Origin of the sequence: Desulfogranum marinum, from assembly GCF_963675105.2 — a bacterium.
Lineage (GTDB): Bacteria > Desulfobacterota > Desulfobulbia > Desulfobulbales > Desulfobulbaceae > Desulfogranum > Desulfogranum marinum.
Map to the genome: position 1 here is coordinate 51,429 of NZ_CAXXRO010000001.1, position 16,799 is coordinate 68,227.

The window sequence follows — 16,799 nt, forward strand, 5'->3', positions numbered from 1 at the left end:
TTTTAAGGCAAAATGTCCACGGTAAAGTGGCTGGGTATGGAGAGATCAAAGGCTCCAGCGGGGAGTGGCGCAACAGATGCAACCTGCTGAACCTCCAGCCTGAATTCTCCCCTGACAGACTCTCCGCTAATATCAATTTGTCTCGGCCAGTGTGCGGTTCCAGAGGCAACCGGCAAATAGTCACTGTATAATATATCGATTGCAGGTCTACTTTCACTGTCAAGCATCAGGCGTCGTTTAAGAAATCCGTCATTTTGATCAAGCAGTAAGCGCTGCTCGCTCGCCCCCGAAGCTTCACTAACGCCATACCAGACTTCTTGACTGTGTTCAGCCCTGCCGCTTCCGGTAAAAAGACGATTCTCTGCCGCGGAAAGAAAACCGCCAAGCAGATAAAAAAGGTCCTTTGGCTCTATCAGCACCGGAATATATTGATGCCAGGTCTCTGATGCTACCTCACCTTTATATGCTCTGCCCGTGTGACTATCTACGATGGTGAACGTTTTGTTATCAGCAACAATGATTAATAACGCGCGCCCCAAGGGATCTAATGCGGTCAAACGAATGGAAGCAGGTCGCTGGAGCTGCAACACTCCATCAATACTCCCTTTACTGCCAAAGATATCCCAACTCAGATGCACATCGGCATCCAATGCCTCCGGAAGCGGTTGTTCCAGATATCTAAGCAATACTTCTTCCGCAGCCGCTCGCTGATCGCCCGGCAATGGCCGCAACGGGAGCACCTTTGCGCTGCAGCCATAAAAAAGAAAGACGCATAGCGATAGCAGCAGCAATCCGCTCCCTTGACTCCATCGCAACAGGTTCAATGATTGTCCCTATATTTTTTGCTACGATTAATTTTCTCCATCACGTTATCACGCTGTAAAGGATTATCCACAAAAAGCTCCCAAGCCCTCTGGTAGGCAACAATTGCTTGACCATATTGCCCGTTTTGCGCATATGCATCGCCCAGATGATCAAAAATAGCGGGATCATCTGGAGAGAGTTCGACTGCCTTTTTCAGCGCCTCAATCGAAAGCACCAGCTTGCCCATTCGAAAATAGACCCAGCCAAGGCTATCTTGGATATACCCATTGTCGGGCTTCAATTGAACAGCCTTCTGAATATATTCAAGAGCTTGGTCTAGATTACGGCCCTCATCGGCCCAGGTGTAGCCTATAAAATTCAAAGCAGCCGCATTTTCAGGGTTGATGATGATGACCTGCTTCATGGCCTGCAAAGCAGCTTTACGATCCCCGCTATTTTCTTGAAAAAGACCATATTCATACAACAACATATCACTCTCGGGAAATGCAGCTATACCGTTAGCATAGGCTGCGGCAACACCTTTTTGATCATCCATTATCTCATATAATGCAGCCAATACGGCATACAATTCGGCAGATCGAATATCCTCTCGATCGACCATCGCCTTCACTAACGATACAGCCTCGTTAATTCGTCCCTGTTGTTGATAGATATGAATTTTCAAAAAAAGGGCATCGGTAAAATACTCGCCCTGCGAATCTATCTGCTGTAAGTGATGTAGTGCATCATCATATTGCTCCCTCTGCACATACAACTGGCCAAGCAGATATCTTGCCTCCGGCATTGATTCAATGGCCACGACCTCCTCCAGCAGGGAGGATGCGGCTGCATATTTCCGTTGTTTTATGTATAATCTGGCAAGAATCAGGTCAATCCGCCACGGCTGGTCAGAGATTTGACGTAATCCTTCAAGAACATTAACCGCCTTATCCTCCTGATCAAGCAACTGGTATACATGAAAAAGTCCTATTCGAGCCTCTTGGCTATACTCATCACGATCAAGAACTTCCTGGTATGCCTCCATAGCTTTTACATATTCTTTATTTTCCAGATAAAGCTCACCGATCTCCAACACTATATCTGCTGTCCACTGCTCAAGCAGCACTTGTTGAAGATGATATATTGCTTTTGTAGGATTGTGTTGACGCTTGAAGATACGAGCAAGCAGCAGGTGCCCACGGGGTGCACCATTGTCCATGGTTAACACCGGCAAAAGAATATGCTGTGCACGCTCGTATTCCTTTCTGGAAAAAAAAAGTTCTGCCAGAAGATACCGCGGGATTGGATTGCCAGGAAGCTGTTGGATAAGATATTGGTACTCTAAGATCGCCTGATCGAAATTATTTTGCCTCAAGTAGGCCTTTGCCAGCAATTCTCTCATTGCCGTATCATCAGGGGTGTGGACAAGGTGGTTTTTTAGCCAGGTTACAGCTTCATCGTCCCGTTCCATACGTAGCAATATCACAGGTATCTTGCGCTGGATAAAAGGATTTCCAGGATCACAAATCAACGCTTTCCGGTAAGCTGCGAGCGCCTCATCAAACTGTAAATACAGTTCTGTATACCTTGCCCAGAGAAAATAAAAATAAGAGCAACTGGGGTCAATTTCCTCTGCTACCTGCCGGTCGGCCGCATCTTTTGAGATTGTTCCGGAAATATCAGGGGTTGAGCATCCTGTATGCAGCAGCAAAATGCTTGCTAGAAACATAAAAATACAACGCCGATGGAGCCCCATACCTCTACCTGTTCACGATTGTAGTTTTTGAGCACACACCCGATCCACTGTCTCTCTGATCTTTTGCTGAACTTCTGCAAACGCGCCACCCGCTTCTATTCTCACGATAGCCGGGTCGTCAAAAGAAGCAAACAGGGCGGCAACCTGCTCCAACTGCGCGGCCTGTTCAAAATCATTGAGCTGTTCCTGTCGCTGCTCCTGAATCCTCCGTAGACTCACATCAACACCCATGGTTAATAAAAGTACCAGATCAGGCCTCGGGGCAAATGCATTACGCTGAAAAATAGACTTGGGATCAGCTCCCAAAGCGCCCTGGTAGGCTGCGGTGGAATAATAATAGCGATCAGTTAACACCACGCAGCCTTTGTCGAGTGCAGGCTGGATGCATTCTGCAACGTGCTGACGGCGGTCAGCAATAAATAAGTCGAGTTCCTCTTCCATGGTCACAGTATGTCGACTGGTGTATAATGCCCTGATTTTTTGCCCATAAGGACCATCTGTAGGCTCTCGTGTTTCGACAACTTCTTTTCCCTTGCGGCGAAGGTAGTTGGCAAGATATTGTAATTGTGATGTCTTGCCGGTACCATCTATCCCTTCAAATGCGATCAACATACCTTTTTTCATCTACCCATAGCCTTTTTCCGATTGGATACGATGTCCGCAGCCATGGAAACAGCAGCAGCTAAACTTTTTTCATCAGCCAGCCAACGCCCAGCAATATCATAGGCAGTACCATGATCAACAGAGGTCCGCACAATCGGCAGACCTAAGGTAACATTTACACCGTTTTCAAAATGAAGCAGTTTAAAAGGAATCAAGCCTTGATCGTGATACATAGCAATCACAGCATCATATCGACCTGCAGCAGCTTGATAAAAAACCGTATCAGGGGGCCAGGGTCCGGAAACATCGCCCAAATGTCGGCACGATTGAACTGCCGGAGTAATGATCAGTTCTTCCTGATCACCAAACATTTTCCCTTCCCCTCCGTGTGGATTGAGTGCAGCAACAGCAACCCTGGGACAGGGCAGACCAAAATCACGTTTTAATGAAGCCATAGTCATTGCTATACAATCAACAATGGAGTTTTGATTCAGCAGAGAAGGTACTTTTTCCAAAGCCTCATGAATCGTAACCAAAATCACCCGTAACTTTTCTCCTGCCATCATCATTCGGTAATTTTTGGTACCGGTCAAGCTGGCAAGCATCTCTGTGTGCCCAGGAAAAGGATAGCCTGCAAGATGGAAACTATATTTACTGATAGGACAGGTTACTAAAGCAGCAGCGTGGTCTTTTTGCACAAGTTGGACACTTTTTTCAATGTATTGCCCCATAACCTTACCGGTTTCAACATCAGGCTTACCCCAGCGCGTTTCATCATATTCCAAGTTGGAGACCGGGTAAACGGGAACAGTACCAGGCTCTATTTTTTCTCCAGGAGACCAGGAAACAACATCCAGCGGCACGCTCAAAGCACGAATAACTCCACGTAAAACGGCGATATCCCCAACTACCACCATTTGCTCATGAAAAGGGCAGTCGGGATGACTGAAATAGCGAATGATAATTTCAGGTCCTATGCCTACCGGACAGCCCATTGTCAGAGCTAGAGGTTTACCTAGAGGATCAGGTGTGCTGGACGATGTTGTCATAACGGCGTACTTTCAAAAGCATTGGTGATAATTTCGATCCGGCTTGTGCCGTCATTTGCTAGCTGGACAGCAACGACATCAAATCGGGCGTTCACATTGATTAAATTATGGCGACTAAGGTAATCCTGGGCGATTCTCGTAAGCTGACGCTGCTTCCTCACGTCGACAGCCTCAAAACCAGTGCCGAAAGCAGCAGACCTCCGGGTTTTAACCTCCACAAACACAATGGTAGCATCTTGGCGGGCGACAATATCGACTTCGCCAAACCGTCGTCGATAATTTCTGGTTATAATAGAGTAACCACTCTGGGTCAGGTAATCAGCAGCTATATCTTCGCCACGTTTCCCAAGCTCTATATTTTTTGTTTTGCGTTTCAAAAACATGATCAGGTGAAAATCATCCAGGCTCAGCCTCTGCCATGCGAGCCATTTTTCCCTGATATACAGGAAAAAGGACAAACCATTCCAAAGGGCTTGAAAAAGAAATTCCGGAAGAGGGAGTCGAACATCTCACAATCTGCCCATGCACCTCATCTATTATGAGTTTGCTGAATTCACCAGGAAAGACAATATTGACAATGCATTCCTGGTCTTGATATTTTCCAGGAATTTCAGTGTCCAGAGCAAGTCCGGAAACACTGACATTATTTGACCATCCTTGAAATATTTTTTTATCAGAAAGCAGGGTTATTGTCACATAAACCCTGTACGTCAACCGTGATCCATTCCTTCTGTCATCAATATCCTGCTTTAATTGCATACTCGTCTTTGCCTCAGCTAAGGTTTGCGGCTTTCACACTTACTCCTTCATTTGCAGCATAAACGAAAACAACTATAATTTCGACCAGATAAAGTTTTCCAATCTCTCGCCTGAAATAAAGAACCTACCTTTTGCAGGCATACTCAATAAACATAAAAGCAACCGGGCAGTATTACCTACCACAGCGAACCTTGCTCAGATGAGCTTGTCCGCTCCCCCTGCTGCCAATACTCACGGACACCCTTAAAAGTACGCCGGTGAAGTGGGCATGGACCGTATTCTTTGATTGCGAGCCTATGTTCTTTTGTAGGGTAGCCCTGATTTTTTATAAAATTATACTCTGGATACGCTTGGTGGTAGTCAGCCATTAATCGATCACGGGTTACCTTGGCCACAATAGAGGCAGCTGCTATTGAAAAACTTTTTGATTCACCTTTAACAAGAGGCAGTTGCGGTAGTGGCAAAGGAACTTGGAATTTGCCATCTACAAGCAAAAAATCGATTTTTCTCTTATGCAGTTTTTCGGCGCACTCCTCAACAGCTCGTTGCATTGCAACCAAAGAGGCTTGATGGATATTCAAAAATTCAATTTCCCGTGCAACGACCTTACCTACACCAATGACAGCAGTAGTTGCCTGCAGGGAAAAAAACAATTCTTCTCTTTGCGCAGAAGAGAGCATTTTCGAATCTTTATAAAAGGCAGATGGTCTTTCAGCGGGTAAGACAACGCACGAAGCAACCACTGGTCCGGCAAGAGGACCTCTGCCGGCCTCATCTACTCCGCCAATCGCAGACAATCCATGTGCATAAAGGGTAGTCTCGTAATGCCAGGGATCAATATCTTGAGGAGAACAACAAGAAGAGAGTGAAGGATATGAAGAGGGTACCATTTTTCCACTCCATGCGATTCACTGTTGAAAGGGACTATCAGGCTGACAACTGTACACTGTCAATTACACGCAAATGGTGTAAGCACGGTATACAAGCTGCCAGCCAAACAGGATAGTGCAAGAGGCTTCCAATTTTATGATCTTTCCGCAAGAAAGCGGGAAAAGAAAAGACCATACAGGCTGTGCCAAATAGCCACGCCTTTAGATAAGACCTCTTTCCCGAATACGAGCAGCTTTACCGCGGCGAGAGCGCAGGTAATACAGCCTGGAGCGACGAACACGTCCTAGTGTTACGACCTCAATTTTTTCAAGGCGTGGAGAATGAAGAGCAAATGTTTTTTCAACGCCAACACCATGGGATATTTTCCGCACCGTGAAAGTGGCATTCATTTTCCCACGTTTGCGCTTGAGCACTACGCCCTGGAAAACCTGTACACGCTCTTTACTCCCTTCAACGATTCGAATGTGAACTTTCACAGTATCTCCTGGACGAAAATCCGGGATATCAAATCGCATCTGTTCCATATCAATTTTGTCTAATATATTCATTGCCATCTTTAACTATTTACGGGCACTTCTTGCAGCCTGCGGTGCTCTCCGACCCGAGGGATGCCTCCAAATCATCCTTTATAACACTGTCAATAGGCAACATACTCATTTGTATGATGCTTCCAGTTTCTAACTCCATAAAATACTATGTTTTCTCTACCCTTTGCTCAGCAATCGATCAAGAATAATCGAGACTGCAGAACGTACGGATAGATGGTTAAAGCTACTCTCACCCTTGATAGGGGGCAATGTTGCGTCTGCAATCTCCATAGCACTGGGTGCCAACCCCCATGCTGTGCCGAAAAGCAGCATTACCGGGACACCATTATAAATTTTATCCCTTACCGCCTTATAGTGCAATTGATTGCTTACGTCCTTGGCACAGGTGGTAAGAATAAAGGGTTTTTGTCCATTCTTTTGTGTAGAACCGGCAATTACCGAATCCAGATCTTCACTGACCTTAATAATTGATAATGCCTCGGCTCTGTCGCTGGCAACTTTACCACCATGTCCTGCCGTCCAATGGGAGGTGATTTGATTGACCAAATTTTGCTGCTCCTGATAAGGTGTGACTACCCAAAAGGTATCCACCCCAAACGTCTTCCCTGCCCGTGCAATGTCATGTAGGTCCAGATTGGTAACAGCCGACCCAATAGTTTCGCCTTTTTTATTGACAACCGGAGCATGGACAAGAACAACTTCGACGTGTATTGGTGTTGGCACAATCATGGTGCTTGGTTTATATCCTGAATAGCATCAAGCAAGCCTTCCTGCCTAAGCATTTTTTTTTCCGCTGAGGAAAATTGTGCCTCGGCAAGGAGGTCTGGACGATGTTTCAAGGTCAACCTCACCGACTCTGTCAATCTGAATTGCTCAATCGCAGCATGATTTCCAGAGAGCAGAGCTTGAGGAACTGTTTGCCCCTGGAACTCCCTTGGCCGGGTATATTGTGAGTGCTTCAGCAAGCCTCTACTAAAAGTATCATTGGCAGCTGAATCACAACATCCTAAAACCCCCGGCAATAACCTGGTAATCGAATCAACCATTATCATTGCTGCTAATTCTCCACCTGTAAGAACATAATCCCCGATGGAGATTTCTTGATCAACATATCTGTCGGTGAAACGTTGATCTATCCCTTCGTAGCGCCCGCAGACCAAAATCAATCGCGGTTCAGCAGCTAATTGTTGTGCTACTTGCTGCGTATACTGTTTGCCTCTTGGGGATAGAGCTATAACTTTATATGCCCTACCATCACTAACTATATCATCTATACACGCTGCAAGCGGCTCAGGTTTCATAACCATTCCTTCACCACCGCCAAATGGTCTGTCATCGGTCATTTTATGCCGATCAAGAGCATACTCACGTATATTACGTATGTTCACATCTATTTTTCCTGCGCCTAATGCTCTGCGGATAATACCCTCTTGCAAGGGAGACTCAAAAAAGTCGGGAAAAATAGTTAATATGTCAAAAATCATATACTACGAGTCTAACCGTTGATTTCCAACAGCCCTGGTGGTAGAGAAAAGATGATTTCATCGTCTTTATTTTCAACAACAAAATCAGCGACAAAGGGAATGAGATATTCCTTCCCGTCATCCTGAATACTGAGCAAATCTTGCCCTCTCCCTGTTATAACAGCAACAATCTTGCCAATATTTTGTCCTTCAACAGTCATAGCCTGCTTCCCTTGCAGAGAATGCAGATAGAATTCACCGTCATCGAGTTCCGGCAAATCATCCGCATCAACCCACACCCCCTGCCCTACCAGGATCTCGGCTTGATTGCGATTAACACACCCTTCAAACGCAGTAATAGCTACTCCACCCTGAGCACGCATTTTTTTAGCAGTGTATACAGTGTGAGTTTTACCATCATCAGCCGACAGATAAAATCTCGTGTAGTCGTAGAGGTTAGCTGCAGTTTCAGTGAAGGCATAAATCTTCACCTCACCACGAATTCCATGTGCTTTGACAATCTTGCCCAGCAGAACAAAGCTACCGGTCTGCCCTCCGGTATTATTCATAGCTACTCTAGTATCTCGAGTCGAGAACGCTTATTTTCTTTAGCAAGTGAAGCAGAAAGTACGGTGCGCATTGCCCGTACTGTTCTGCCTTGTTTGCCGATAACTTTGCCTAAGTCTTCTTGCGCTACCCGCAGTTCGACAACGACACTGTCATCTTCTTCCCGCAAAGAAACATTTACTTCATCAGGCTTATCAACAAGCCTTTGAGCAATAAATTCGATTATTTCTTTCATTTATGCAGCAGCAACAGGTTCAGCAGCATGCTTTTTGATAAGGCTTTTCACAGTGACTGTCGGCTTTGCACCCTTTTTAATCCATCCATCAAGCTTTTCACTGTCAATGGAGACAGCAGCCGGTTCCTGCATCGGATCATACGTTCCAACAATGTCTAAAAACTTACCATCACGGGGTGCCTGACTATCAGCCACGATTATTCTGTAAAATGGGTTCTTTTTGCGGCCTTTTCTTGTCAATCGAATATGTACTGCCATTGCTAGTTATCCTCCTGTGGATATAAAACGATCTCAACAGTTGTTCAGCAACGACTGTTGAAAAAAATATAAGAGTTGGTACCTACCGGGTTAACCCCTTCGGCATTTTGCGACGTTTTCCACCCCGCACTACCGATTTACCTTTGAGTTTTTTCATCATTTTCAACATCATGGTATAGCTCTTCAGCACCCTGTTCACCTCCGCAACGGAGGTGCCGGAACCCTTGGCTATTCTTTGCCTCCTGGAGGCATTGATGATCCGATGATTACGCCTTTCCTTCAATGTCATTGACCGAATAATGGCTTCGGTCTTACCGAGTTCCTTCTCATCAGGCTTAGGTGCGTCTTTCACCTGCTTTAACTTATTAATTCCTGGAATCATTCCCATAAGCTGTTCAAGATTACCCATTTTCTTGATCTGCTGAATTTGCTCTAGGAAATCTTCAAGGGTAAATTCGTTTTTCTGTATTTTCCTTGCCAGTTTCTGCGCTTTCTTTTGATCAACAACGGCCTCGGCCTTCTCAATAAGAGATAGAACATCTCCCATTCCAAGAATTCTTGAAGCAGTCCGATCTGGATGAAAAACTTCGAGCGCATCGACACCTTCGCCCACACCCACAAATTTAATGGGTTTACCTGTTACCTTTTTAACAGATAATGCAGCACCGCCGCGGGCGTCACCTTCCATTTTGGTAAGTATAACACCAGTGATTTCAAGATCACTGTTAAACTTAGCGGCAACGGTTACGGCATCCTGCCCTGTCATCGAATCAGCGACGAAAAGGGTCTCTGTAACATCTACAGCGTTACAGATGTCACGCAACTCGTTCATCAACGCTTCGTCGACATGGAGTCGACCGGCAGTATCGATAATAACGGTATCGCACTTGCTCTCCCGAGCACTGGCCAGGGCCGCTTCTGCTATATCCACCGGTTTTTGATCGGTAGATGAGTCAAACACAGGTACTTCCACCTGCTTACCAAGAACCTGTAACTGATCGATAGCTGCAGGACGGTAGACATCGGCAGGAACAAGCAGTGGTTTTCGCCCGCCGGCCTTAAGTTGCTTAGCCAACTTGGCTGCAGTGGTGGTCTTACCCGACCCTTGCAGCCCAGCCATCATGATAACCACAGGTTGTCGGCCATCAAGCTGAAGAGGTTCTGCCTGACTGCCAAGCAACTCAACGAGTTCGTCATGGACTATTTTAACAACCTGTTGCCCAGGAGAAAGGCTAGTAAGGACCTCGTGCCCCACAGCCTTCTTGGTAACAGATGCAACAAACTCCTTAACAACCTTAAAGTTGACATCAGCCTCAAGAAGTGCTTTACGCACCTCTCCCATAGCTTCCTGAATATTTTCTTCAGTCAGCTTACCGTGGCCACGGAGTTTCTTAAATACACCTTCAAGTCGGTCTGTTAAATTTTCAAACATATCCTGTCTATAGAAAAACGGCTCTTTCGGCTTACAGCCGGAAAGAAGCCATTAAAATTTTGAAAACGGAAATTTTACACTATTACTCCATAGATCAACTCTTGTCAAGCAGGAAGAAAACCATGACGATCCAGGCTTTTATCACCCGGCAATAGTATCAACTACCTTTTGTAAACGTTCCGGGGTGTCGGCCTGCAGGCAAGTTACTCCTGACTTTCTCGGTAAAATTTTTCGCATCATACCTGTAAGTACATTTTTCGGACCTAGCTCAACAAAAACCTCAACCCCGTCGGCAACCATCTTGTCAACTATTTCAACCCAGCGTACAGGTGAAGCGATTTGCCGTGCCATTACAGATCGAATATCCTCAGGTTGCTCAATCGACTCTGCAGTCACGTTGAAAAAGACTGGTATAGAGGGGGACTGAAAATAGACGGTCTCCATGAAATTAGCAAAATCAGCTACAGCACCGGCAACAAGCGGGCTGTGATTGGCAACACTCACCTGCAATGGAATAACTTTACCGCCCTCTTCCTGACAGAGAGCACTCACAGTATCCAATCCCTGCGCATCCCCGGAAATCACCACCTGTGCCGGCGTGTTATGATTGGCAATAACAGCAACACCCGGCCCTGTGGAATTGGTGAGCAATGCCTCAACTGTATCACGGGAAAGGCCTAAAACAGCGCGCATTCCTCCTGGATTTGCAGCGCCTTCTCGCTCCATCAGCTCTCCACGTTTGGTCACCAGAGATAACGTGTCAGCTGCGGAAAGTACTCCTGCAGCATGCAAAGCGGAATACTCACCCAAACTATGACCAGCAAGGTAGTCAGGTTTAAAACCAGGCAGCATCTTAAGCAGTTGTTGCCAGCAAATAAGGTTAATAACCGTCAGTGCCGGCTGAAGGTGCAGGACTCTGGTTAACTCCTCAAGCGGTCCATCAAGACAGAGCTCTTTGAGCGGAAATCCTGATATTTCACCTCCCAGCCGGAAGAGGTCAGCAGCGTCCTGATCCTGTTCGAGAAACTGCTGCCCCATGCCAATATATTGCGATCCCTGTCCGGGGAAAAAAATAGCTGTTTTTTTCATTACTACTTCTAATACTCACTACTTGGTGTGTTTCTTTGCCCGCTCAAGAATAACATTGGTAACAATAAACAGGATCACCCCTACTGTAATTGCAGAATCAGCAATATTAAATGCGGGCCAGTGTGAGGTTCCAACATACACATCGAGAAAATCAATCACATAACTCAACCGAACTCGATCAATGAGATTTCCAATCGCACCACCGGCAATAAGAGAGAGTGCAACACTATACCAGTTGCTTTCCCTTGAATAACTGCGATGGGCAATCACAATAATGACCATGGCGATGATAGTGGCACAGATAAAAAACAACTGCCTCCATAATGCCGGCTGACCAGCCAGCATACTAAAAGCAGCCCCATTGTTGGTGAGATAGGTCAGGTTAAAAAAACCCGGAACAATCTCCCGGGTTTCATACAAGTCAAAATGCTGCACTATCCAGATCTTGGTTGCCTGATCAAGGACGACAACCAGCAGCACCACGATGAATGAACGCATGGCGTTTACGATCTTTCTAGGCAAGCGAACGCACAACAGCGGAACAGCGGGCACATATCGTTGGGTGTTCCGCATCTAAACCGACAGAGGGTGACACTATCCAACAACGCTCACATTTTTTTCCGGATGCAGGCTGTACGGCTATTTGCAGACCATTTAAATTTTCGGCGGCTACGAACTGCACTCCCACTTCTTGGTTATCCTCTTTCACCAGTCGCAGCGAAGAAACAATACAGAGTTCTTGTAACTGTTCTTGATGCTCTTCCAGAAAGGGGATCAGAGCATCATCCGCCTGCAGCACAACTTCTGCATCAAGAGAGAGTCCTATGATTTTTTCCCGACGGGCATTTTCAAGCACTCTGGTCACTGCGCTACGTAATTCCAACAAAGTATCCCACCGGGTGAGCAACTCCTTATCAGATTTAATATCCTGCACATCAGGAAATGCAGCAAAACTAATTGTCTCTTCAAGAGCACCGTTTTGAGGCAACGAATGGAACGAAGCCCATGCTTCATCTGCAGTGAAGCAGAGAATTGGTGCCATCAACCGGAGCAACCCATCCAGGATTCGTGATATCACAGCCTGCGCTGCACGACGTTCAGCAGCATCAGGAGTTGAACAATACAGCCTGTCTTTGAGAACATCCATGTAGATGCTGGAAATAACAGTACCACAAAAATTAAAAATGGAATGGTACACGGTGTGGAATTCATACCGCTCATAGGCAAGGGTGACCCGATCGGTCAAAGCTGCAAATTTTGCAAGGGCCCACCTATCAAGTTCTGTGTAGTGCTCAGGCGCTACTTGATGAATATCAGGGTTATAATCATATATATTGCTTAATAAAAAACGAATGGTATTGCGTATTTTCCGGTAAGCGTCAGACACCTGTTTCAAGATTTCATCGGAAACCTTAACGTCATCCTGATAGTTTTCACTAGATACCCACAACCGTAAAACTTCTGCACCATATTTATCTATCACTTCTTGTGGAGCAACGACGTTACCCACTGACTTGGACATCTTTTTTCCTTGTCCATCTACTACGTAGCCGTGGGTTAACACCCCGTGATAAGGAGCTCGATTGCGGGTTCCAATAGAAGTGAGCAGAGAGGACTGAAACCAGCCCCGATGCTGATCACTGCCTTCCAAATAAAGATCGGCCGGCGAATGCAGCTCTTCACGCGTTTCCAACACAGCGGCATGACTGGTACCGGAATCAAACCAGACATCCAAGATATCTGATTCCTTGACAAAAATATTGCTACCACAGCTACAATACGTTCCTTCAGGTACAAAATCTGCAGCCTCGTGCTTAAACCAGGCGTCTGCTCCTTCCTGGAAAAAAGCCTGTTCAATTTTTTCACATACACCGGGATCTTTTAATATTTCACCGCAGGCCTCACAGGTAAGCACGGTTACCGGCACTCCCCATGAGCGTTGACGAGACAGGCACCAGTCAGGCCGAGATTCAACCATACCGTAAATACGCTGCTCTCCCCAGCTAGGTGTCCACTTTACTTGCTGGATAGCTTTCAGTGCCTTTTCGCGCAATTCAAGTTTTTCCATGGAGATGAACCACTGTGCAGTGGCCCGGTACATGACGGGCTTTTTGCATCGCCAGCAGTGGGGATAACTGTGATGAATAGATTTTTCGTGGACCATAGAACCGTCTGCAAGCATATCATCAGCTATCTGCCTGTTGACATCCGGCACTAGCTGCCCGGCATATTTTCCTGCTTCTTCTGTAAAATGTCCATCATCAGTGACCGGAGACAAGATATCCAGTCCATAACGCAATCCGGTCAAATAGTCATCGGCACCATGGCCGGGAGCAGTATGCACGCAACCAGTTCCCGACTCGGTGGTTACATAATTTGCCAACACCATTAATGAATCACGCTCCAAAAACGGGTGACGACATCTTTTCCCCTCAAGCTTTTTGGCTGAAAATGTTGCAACCACTGCATAGTCATCGCGCCCAAACGATTCAAAACAAGGCTCGACCAATTCTTTGGCCATTATCCAAATCTCACCGTCAACAGCGACGGCCGCATAAACGAAATCAGGATGAAAGGCAACGGCCAGATTTGCAGGCAAGGTCCAGGGAGTGGTTGTCCAGATAAGGACATTCACCTTTTTGTTGCTTAACTCAGGTATAATTTCGCTCAAATCGTCAATAACTGGAAATTTAACGTAGACAGACGGAGATGTATGATCAGCGTAGTCTACCTCTGCTTCGGCGAGCGCTGTGCCGCACGAAGAACACCAGTACACAGGCTTTTTAGAACGAACCACAGCACCGGAAAGAAGAAATTTATTAAACTCGGCTGCTATCGCTGCCTCATAAGAATAATTCATGGTGAGGTAAGGCTCGTCCCAGTCGCCAAGAACCCCAAGACGTTTGAATTGTGCTTTCTGGGTCTTAATCCATTTCCCGGCATACTTGCGGCAGGCCCCCCTTTTACCGAGAGTGGATATTTCCTGTTTTTTTGCTCCCAATTCAAGATCCACATTATGCTCAATGGGCAGTCCATGACAGTCCCACCCTGGAATATAGGGAGCATTGAAGCCAGCCATTCTTTTGGAGCGAAGAATTATATCTTTTAGGACCTTGTTGAATGCGGTCCCTAGATGGATATTTCCATTAGCATAAGGAGGGCCGTCGTGCAGAATAAAAGATGGCTTTCCTTCGGCGTGCTGCTGCAATTTTTTATAAAGCTCTCCCTTTTCCCAACGCTTAAGCGCTATCGGTTCTTTCTGGGTAAGGTTGGCCTTCATCTTGAAGCTTGTTTTCGGCAGGTTAAGTGTGTCCCTGTATTCCATTTTTACTCTCAAAATAGGTAAATATTCGATACTCTATATGCTAAAACCAAAGGTGTAAATCCTACCAACAACGTTGCAAGATGCAAGAGAAAAACATCAGCACCCAGCAAAATAACCATCAACAGAAGAAAAAACGGATGGATAAACAAAAAAATCAGGCTAAAATTCAATTAGATAGAAGCCAACAAAATGCGCACCCCGGTCACTGGGCATTAACCGTTGTCATCATAAAAAGTTATCACTCCCTATCCTTTTCCTGCAATTCCTTGCACGTACCATGCTGACGGACATATTCATACATTGCCACGGAAGCGGCAACACTCGCATTGAGACTTTGGACATGCCCCCATTGTGGTATTGCCAGTGAACGAATGGCAGGGTACTGAGAAATATCAAAACTCACCCCGAACTCTTCATGCCCGACTATAAATGCTGTTTTCTCAGGAAATTGTTCACTCCCAAGCAAACGATCTGTTGCCGGCTCCAGGCAATAAAAGATAAACCCTTTATCGGAAATCGCCTCATAACAGGATTGAAAATCGGGATGCTGATGGAGCACCACCCAACGCATGGAACCTTTAGCCGGTTCAGGATCAAAAAAATCAACCCCGACAAGATGCACCTCTTGAAGACTAAAGGCATCTGCAGAACGAATGATCTTACCTATATTGAAATCCGGCTTCAGCCCGTCAATAATAATAATACAATTATGTACACCAGGTTTGGCATAGGCAAGGCCACGGCGTCTTGCCTTAATATACCTTGTTTGCATATCCTGGCGGCGATTAAATCGACTGCGCATGATTTCTTTCCTGTGACAATGTTATTTTTTCTTTTCTGATCGAAACAGGCAGGGTATAGAATCCATGAATACGTTGATCCAACCAAAAACAGGAGTGCAAACTTGAAGGATACCAACACCAAGATAATCTGTGACATCTGCGGTCTCGCTGAAAAAAAGCTCCAGCACGTTGAAGGACAAATGGCCTGCTCCAGATGCACCTTACTACTTGAAACCGTGCAGAACAATCCTGGGCTCATTAAAAATCTCTGGCGAAAATATCAGGACGAGCCTATCCTTCTAAAGCCACACCCACATACCATTGATTCAGAAGGCGAGCTTCCAGAAGTACTGGATGGTAAACGATACCGCACCGTTGATCGAGAGTTCAACAAATGGTATCTCTCGGTAAGCGAGATAAATGGAAACCCTGTGGAAATATTTGCATCCACAGCCTTTGAACGAGACCATCAGCTTCAATCAAGAATCTCGAACCTCACAACGATAACTCGCCTTATATCCCTGATTCTAAGACATGTTGTCCTAGGAGAGCGTATCACTCTTGAAAAATGTTTAGTACAGATCAAGCGTAGTTCAAGACAGCAAGACGACTTGCCGGACATGCTGTATGGCGTATTAAATAAGTACAACACACCGGATAAAAAGCAATAAAGCAACTTTCTCCCTGCCTAGCCATAGAAGAAGGCAGGGAGAAAACTCCTTTCGCATATCCTCTGCGGCAAGCAATCAGCTGCAGGCACCCCCAAAAAAACATACGGGACAAAATTACAACTTCGCCATAAATTTTTCCGTATCAATAACAAAACGCTCGTGGAGCCCTCTACCTATTTCGCCGACCTCATCTCTGGCAACAACTTTAAACACGAGCCGCCGCCGGTCCACCTCAATTAACTCGGATTCACACACTACCTGCATTCCTACCGGCGTTGCTTTGCTGTGGGAGACATTGACTTTCACGCCAACCGTTCCATGCCCTGCCGGCAGAAACGGCAACACCGACTGAAGACATGTTTTCTCCATCAGGGCGACCATTGCCGGGGTAGCATACACCTCTACAAGACCACTCCCGTAACGTGCTGCGGTATCCTTTTGCTCAACAATCAGTTCTTCCCGCCCCTGAACGCCGGGCTCCAATTGCATATCCATAACCCCTCCATCAAATTTCACCCCGATTTTTGTGACGGGTACAACATAAGCTTTACAAAAAAAGCGGATATG

20 protein-coding genes are annotated in these 16,799 nt (G+C 46.0%); 1 reads left to right on the forward strand and 19 read right to left on the reverse strand.

The annotated features are described in order from the left end of the window. Nucleotides 1–2: 2 nt before the first annotated feature. From ACHZCY_RS00200 to ACHZCY_RS00285, 18 genes are all read right to left on the reverse strand, one after another. On the reverse strand, nt 3–824 hold the full coding sequence (locus ACHZCY_RS00200; RefSeq protein ID WP_319547426.1) for a hypothetical protein: 822 nt from the start codon (nt 822–824) through the stop codon (nt 3–5). Next, nucleotides 821–2,533 carry a tetratricopeptide repeat protein gene (locus ACHZCY_RS00205; RefSeq protein WP_319547427.1) on the reverse strand — a complete coding sequence of 571 codons (1,713 nt, stop codon included), beginning with the start codon at nt 2,531–2,533 and terminating at the stop codon, nt 821–823. The genes ACHZCY_RS00200 and ACHZCY_RS00205 overlap by 4 nt, the downstream gene beginning before the upstream one ends. A 39-nt stretch (nt 2,534–2,572) precedes the next feature. Beyond that, nucleotides 2,573–3,184 (reverse strand): dTMP kinase, encoded by a 612-nt coding sequence (tmk, locus tag ACHZCY_RS00210; protein WP_205220536.1) that lies wholly within the window; start codon nt 3,182–3,184, stop codon nt 2,573–2,575. Continuing rightward, nucleotides 3,181–4,212 (reverse strand): 4-hydroxythreonine-4-phosphate dehydrogenase PdxA, encoded by a 1,032-nt coding sequence (pdxA, locus tag ACHZCY_RS00215; protein ID WP_232370801.1) that lies wholly within the window; start codon nt 4,210–4,212, stop codon nt 3,181–3,183. Before pdxA ends, tmk begins: the two co-directional genes overlap by 4 nt. Then, entirely contained in the window at nt 4,209–4,595 is a 387-nt protein-coding gene (locus ACHZCY_RS00220; protein WP_319547428.1) for a YraN family protein, read from the reverse strand. Before ACHZCY_RS00220 ends, pdxA begins: the two co-directional genes overlap by 4 nt. A gap of 13 nt (nt 4,596–4,608) precedes the next feature. Further along, nucleotides 4,609–4,971: a PilZ domain-containing protein gene (locus ACHZCY_RS00225; protein WP_319547429.1), complete on the reverse strand. Its 363-nt coding sequence runs from the start codon at nt 4,969–4,971 to the stop codon at nt 4,609–4,611. 176 nt (nt 4,972–5,147) lie between these two features. After that, a complete protein-coding gene (locus tag ACHZCY_RS00230) occupies nt 5,148–5,861 on the reverse strand; it encodes a ribonuclease HII (protein ID WP_205220539.1) in 714 nt (237 codons plus the stop codon). 201 nt (nt 5,862–6,062) lie between these two features. Further along, a complete protein-coding gene (rplS, locus tag ACHZCY_RS00235) occupies nt 6,063–6,410 on the reverse strand; it encodes a 50S ribosomal protein L19 (RefSeq protein WP_319547430.1) in 348 nt (115 codons plus the stop codon). A 156-nt stretch (nt 6,411–6,566) separates the two neighbouring features. Next, on the reverse strand, nt 6,567–7,139 hold the full coding sequence (locus tag ACHZCY_RS00240; protein ID WP_205220541.1) for an RNA methyltransferase: 573 nt from the start codon (nt 7,137–7,139) through the stop codon (nt 6,567–6,569). Beyond that, nucleotides 7,136–7,894 (reverse strand): tRNA (guanosine(37)-N1)-methyltransferase TrmD, encoded by a 759-nt coding sequence (gene trmD, locus ACHZCY_RS00245; protein WP_319547431.1) that lies wholly within the window; start codon nt 7,892–7,894, stop codon nt 7,136–7,138. The genes ACHZCY_RS00240 and trmD overlap by 4 nt, the downstream gene beginning before the upstream one ends. Before the next feature lie 11 nt (nt 7,895–7,905). Beyond that, complete coding sequence (gene rimM / locus ACHZCY_RS00250; RefSeq protein ID WP_205220543.1) at nt 7,906–8,442, reverse strand: ribosome maturation factor RimM; 537 nt, start codon at nt 8,440–8,442, stop codon at nt 7,906–7,908. Nucleotides 8,443–8,444: 2 nt separating this feature from the next. Further along, nucleotides 8,445–8,675 (reverse strand): KH domain-containing protein, encoded by a 231-nt coding sequence (locus ACHZCY_RS00255; protein WP_205220544.1) that lies wholly within the window; start codon nt 8,673–8,675, stop codon nt 8,445–8,447. Continuing rightward, entirely contained in the window at nt 8,676–8,933 is a 258-nt protein-coding gene (gene rpsP, locus ACHZCY_RS00260; RefSeq protein ID WP_319547432.1) for a 30S ribosomal protein S16, read from the reverse strand. Between the two features lie 82 nt (nt 8,934–9,015). After that, a complete protein-coding gene (ffh, locus tag ACHZCY_RS00265) occupies nt 9,016–10,365 on the reverse strand; it encodes a signal recognition particle protein (RefSeq protein ID WP_205220546.1) in 1,350 nt (449 codons plus the stop codon). Between the two features lie 141 nt (nt 10,366–10,506). Continuing rightward, nucleotides 10,507–11,454: an ACP S-malonyltransferase gene (gene fabD / locus ACHZCY_RS00270; RefSeq protein ID WP_319547433.1), complete on the reverse strand. Its 948-nt coding sequence runs from the start codon at nt 11,452–11,454 to the stop codon at nt 10,507–10,509. 18 nt (nt 11,455–11,472) lie between these two features. Then, complete coding sequence (lspA, locus tag ACHZCY_RS00275; RefSeq protein ID WP_319547434.1) at nt 11,473–11,952, reverse strand: signal peptidase II; 480 nt, start codon at nt 11,950–11,952, stop codon at nt 11,473–11,475. 16 nt (nt 11,953–11,968) lie between these two features. Beyond that, a complete protein-coding gene (gene ileS, locus ACHZCY_RS00280) occupies nt 11,969–14,779 on the reverse strand; it encodes an isoleucine--tRNA ligase (RefSeq protein ID WP_319547435.1) in 2,811 nt (936 codons plus the stop codon). A gap of 238 nt (nt 14,780–15,017) precedes the next feature. After that, entirely contained in the window at nt 15,018–15,581 is a 564-nt protein-coding gene (locus tag ACHZCY_RS00285; RefSeq protein WP_205220550.1) for a TrmH family RNA methyltransferase, read from the reverse strand. 102 nt (nt 15,582–15,683) lie between these two features. On the opposite strand from ACHZCY_RS00285, the gene ACHZCY_RS00290 reads away from it, so the two are divergent. Beyond that, nucleotides 15,684–16,232 carry a TSCPD domain-containing protein gene (locus tag ACHZCY_RS00290; protein ID WP_205220551.1) on the forward strand — a complete coding sequence of 183 codons (549 nt, stop codon included), beginning with the start codon at nt 15,684–15,686 and terminating at the stop codon, nt 16,230–16,232. Between the two features lie 114 nt (nt 16,233–16,346). Here ACHZCY_RS00290 and ACHZCY_RS00295 read toward each other — a convergent pair whose 3' ends face one another. Further along, the gene (locus ACHZCY_RS00295; RefSeq protein ID WP_394713345.1) at nt 16,347–16,721 is read right to left on the reverse strand and encodes a thioesterase family protein; all 375 of its coding nucleotides are present in this window, start codon (nt 16,719–16,721) and stop codon (nt 16,347–16,349) included. Nucleotides 16,722–16,799: the final 78 nt, after the last annotated feature.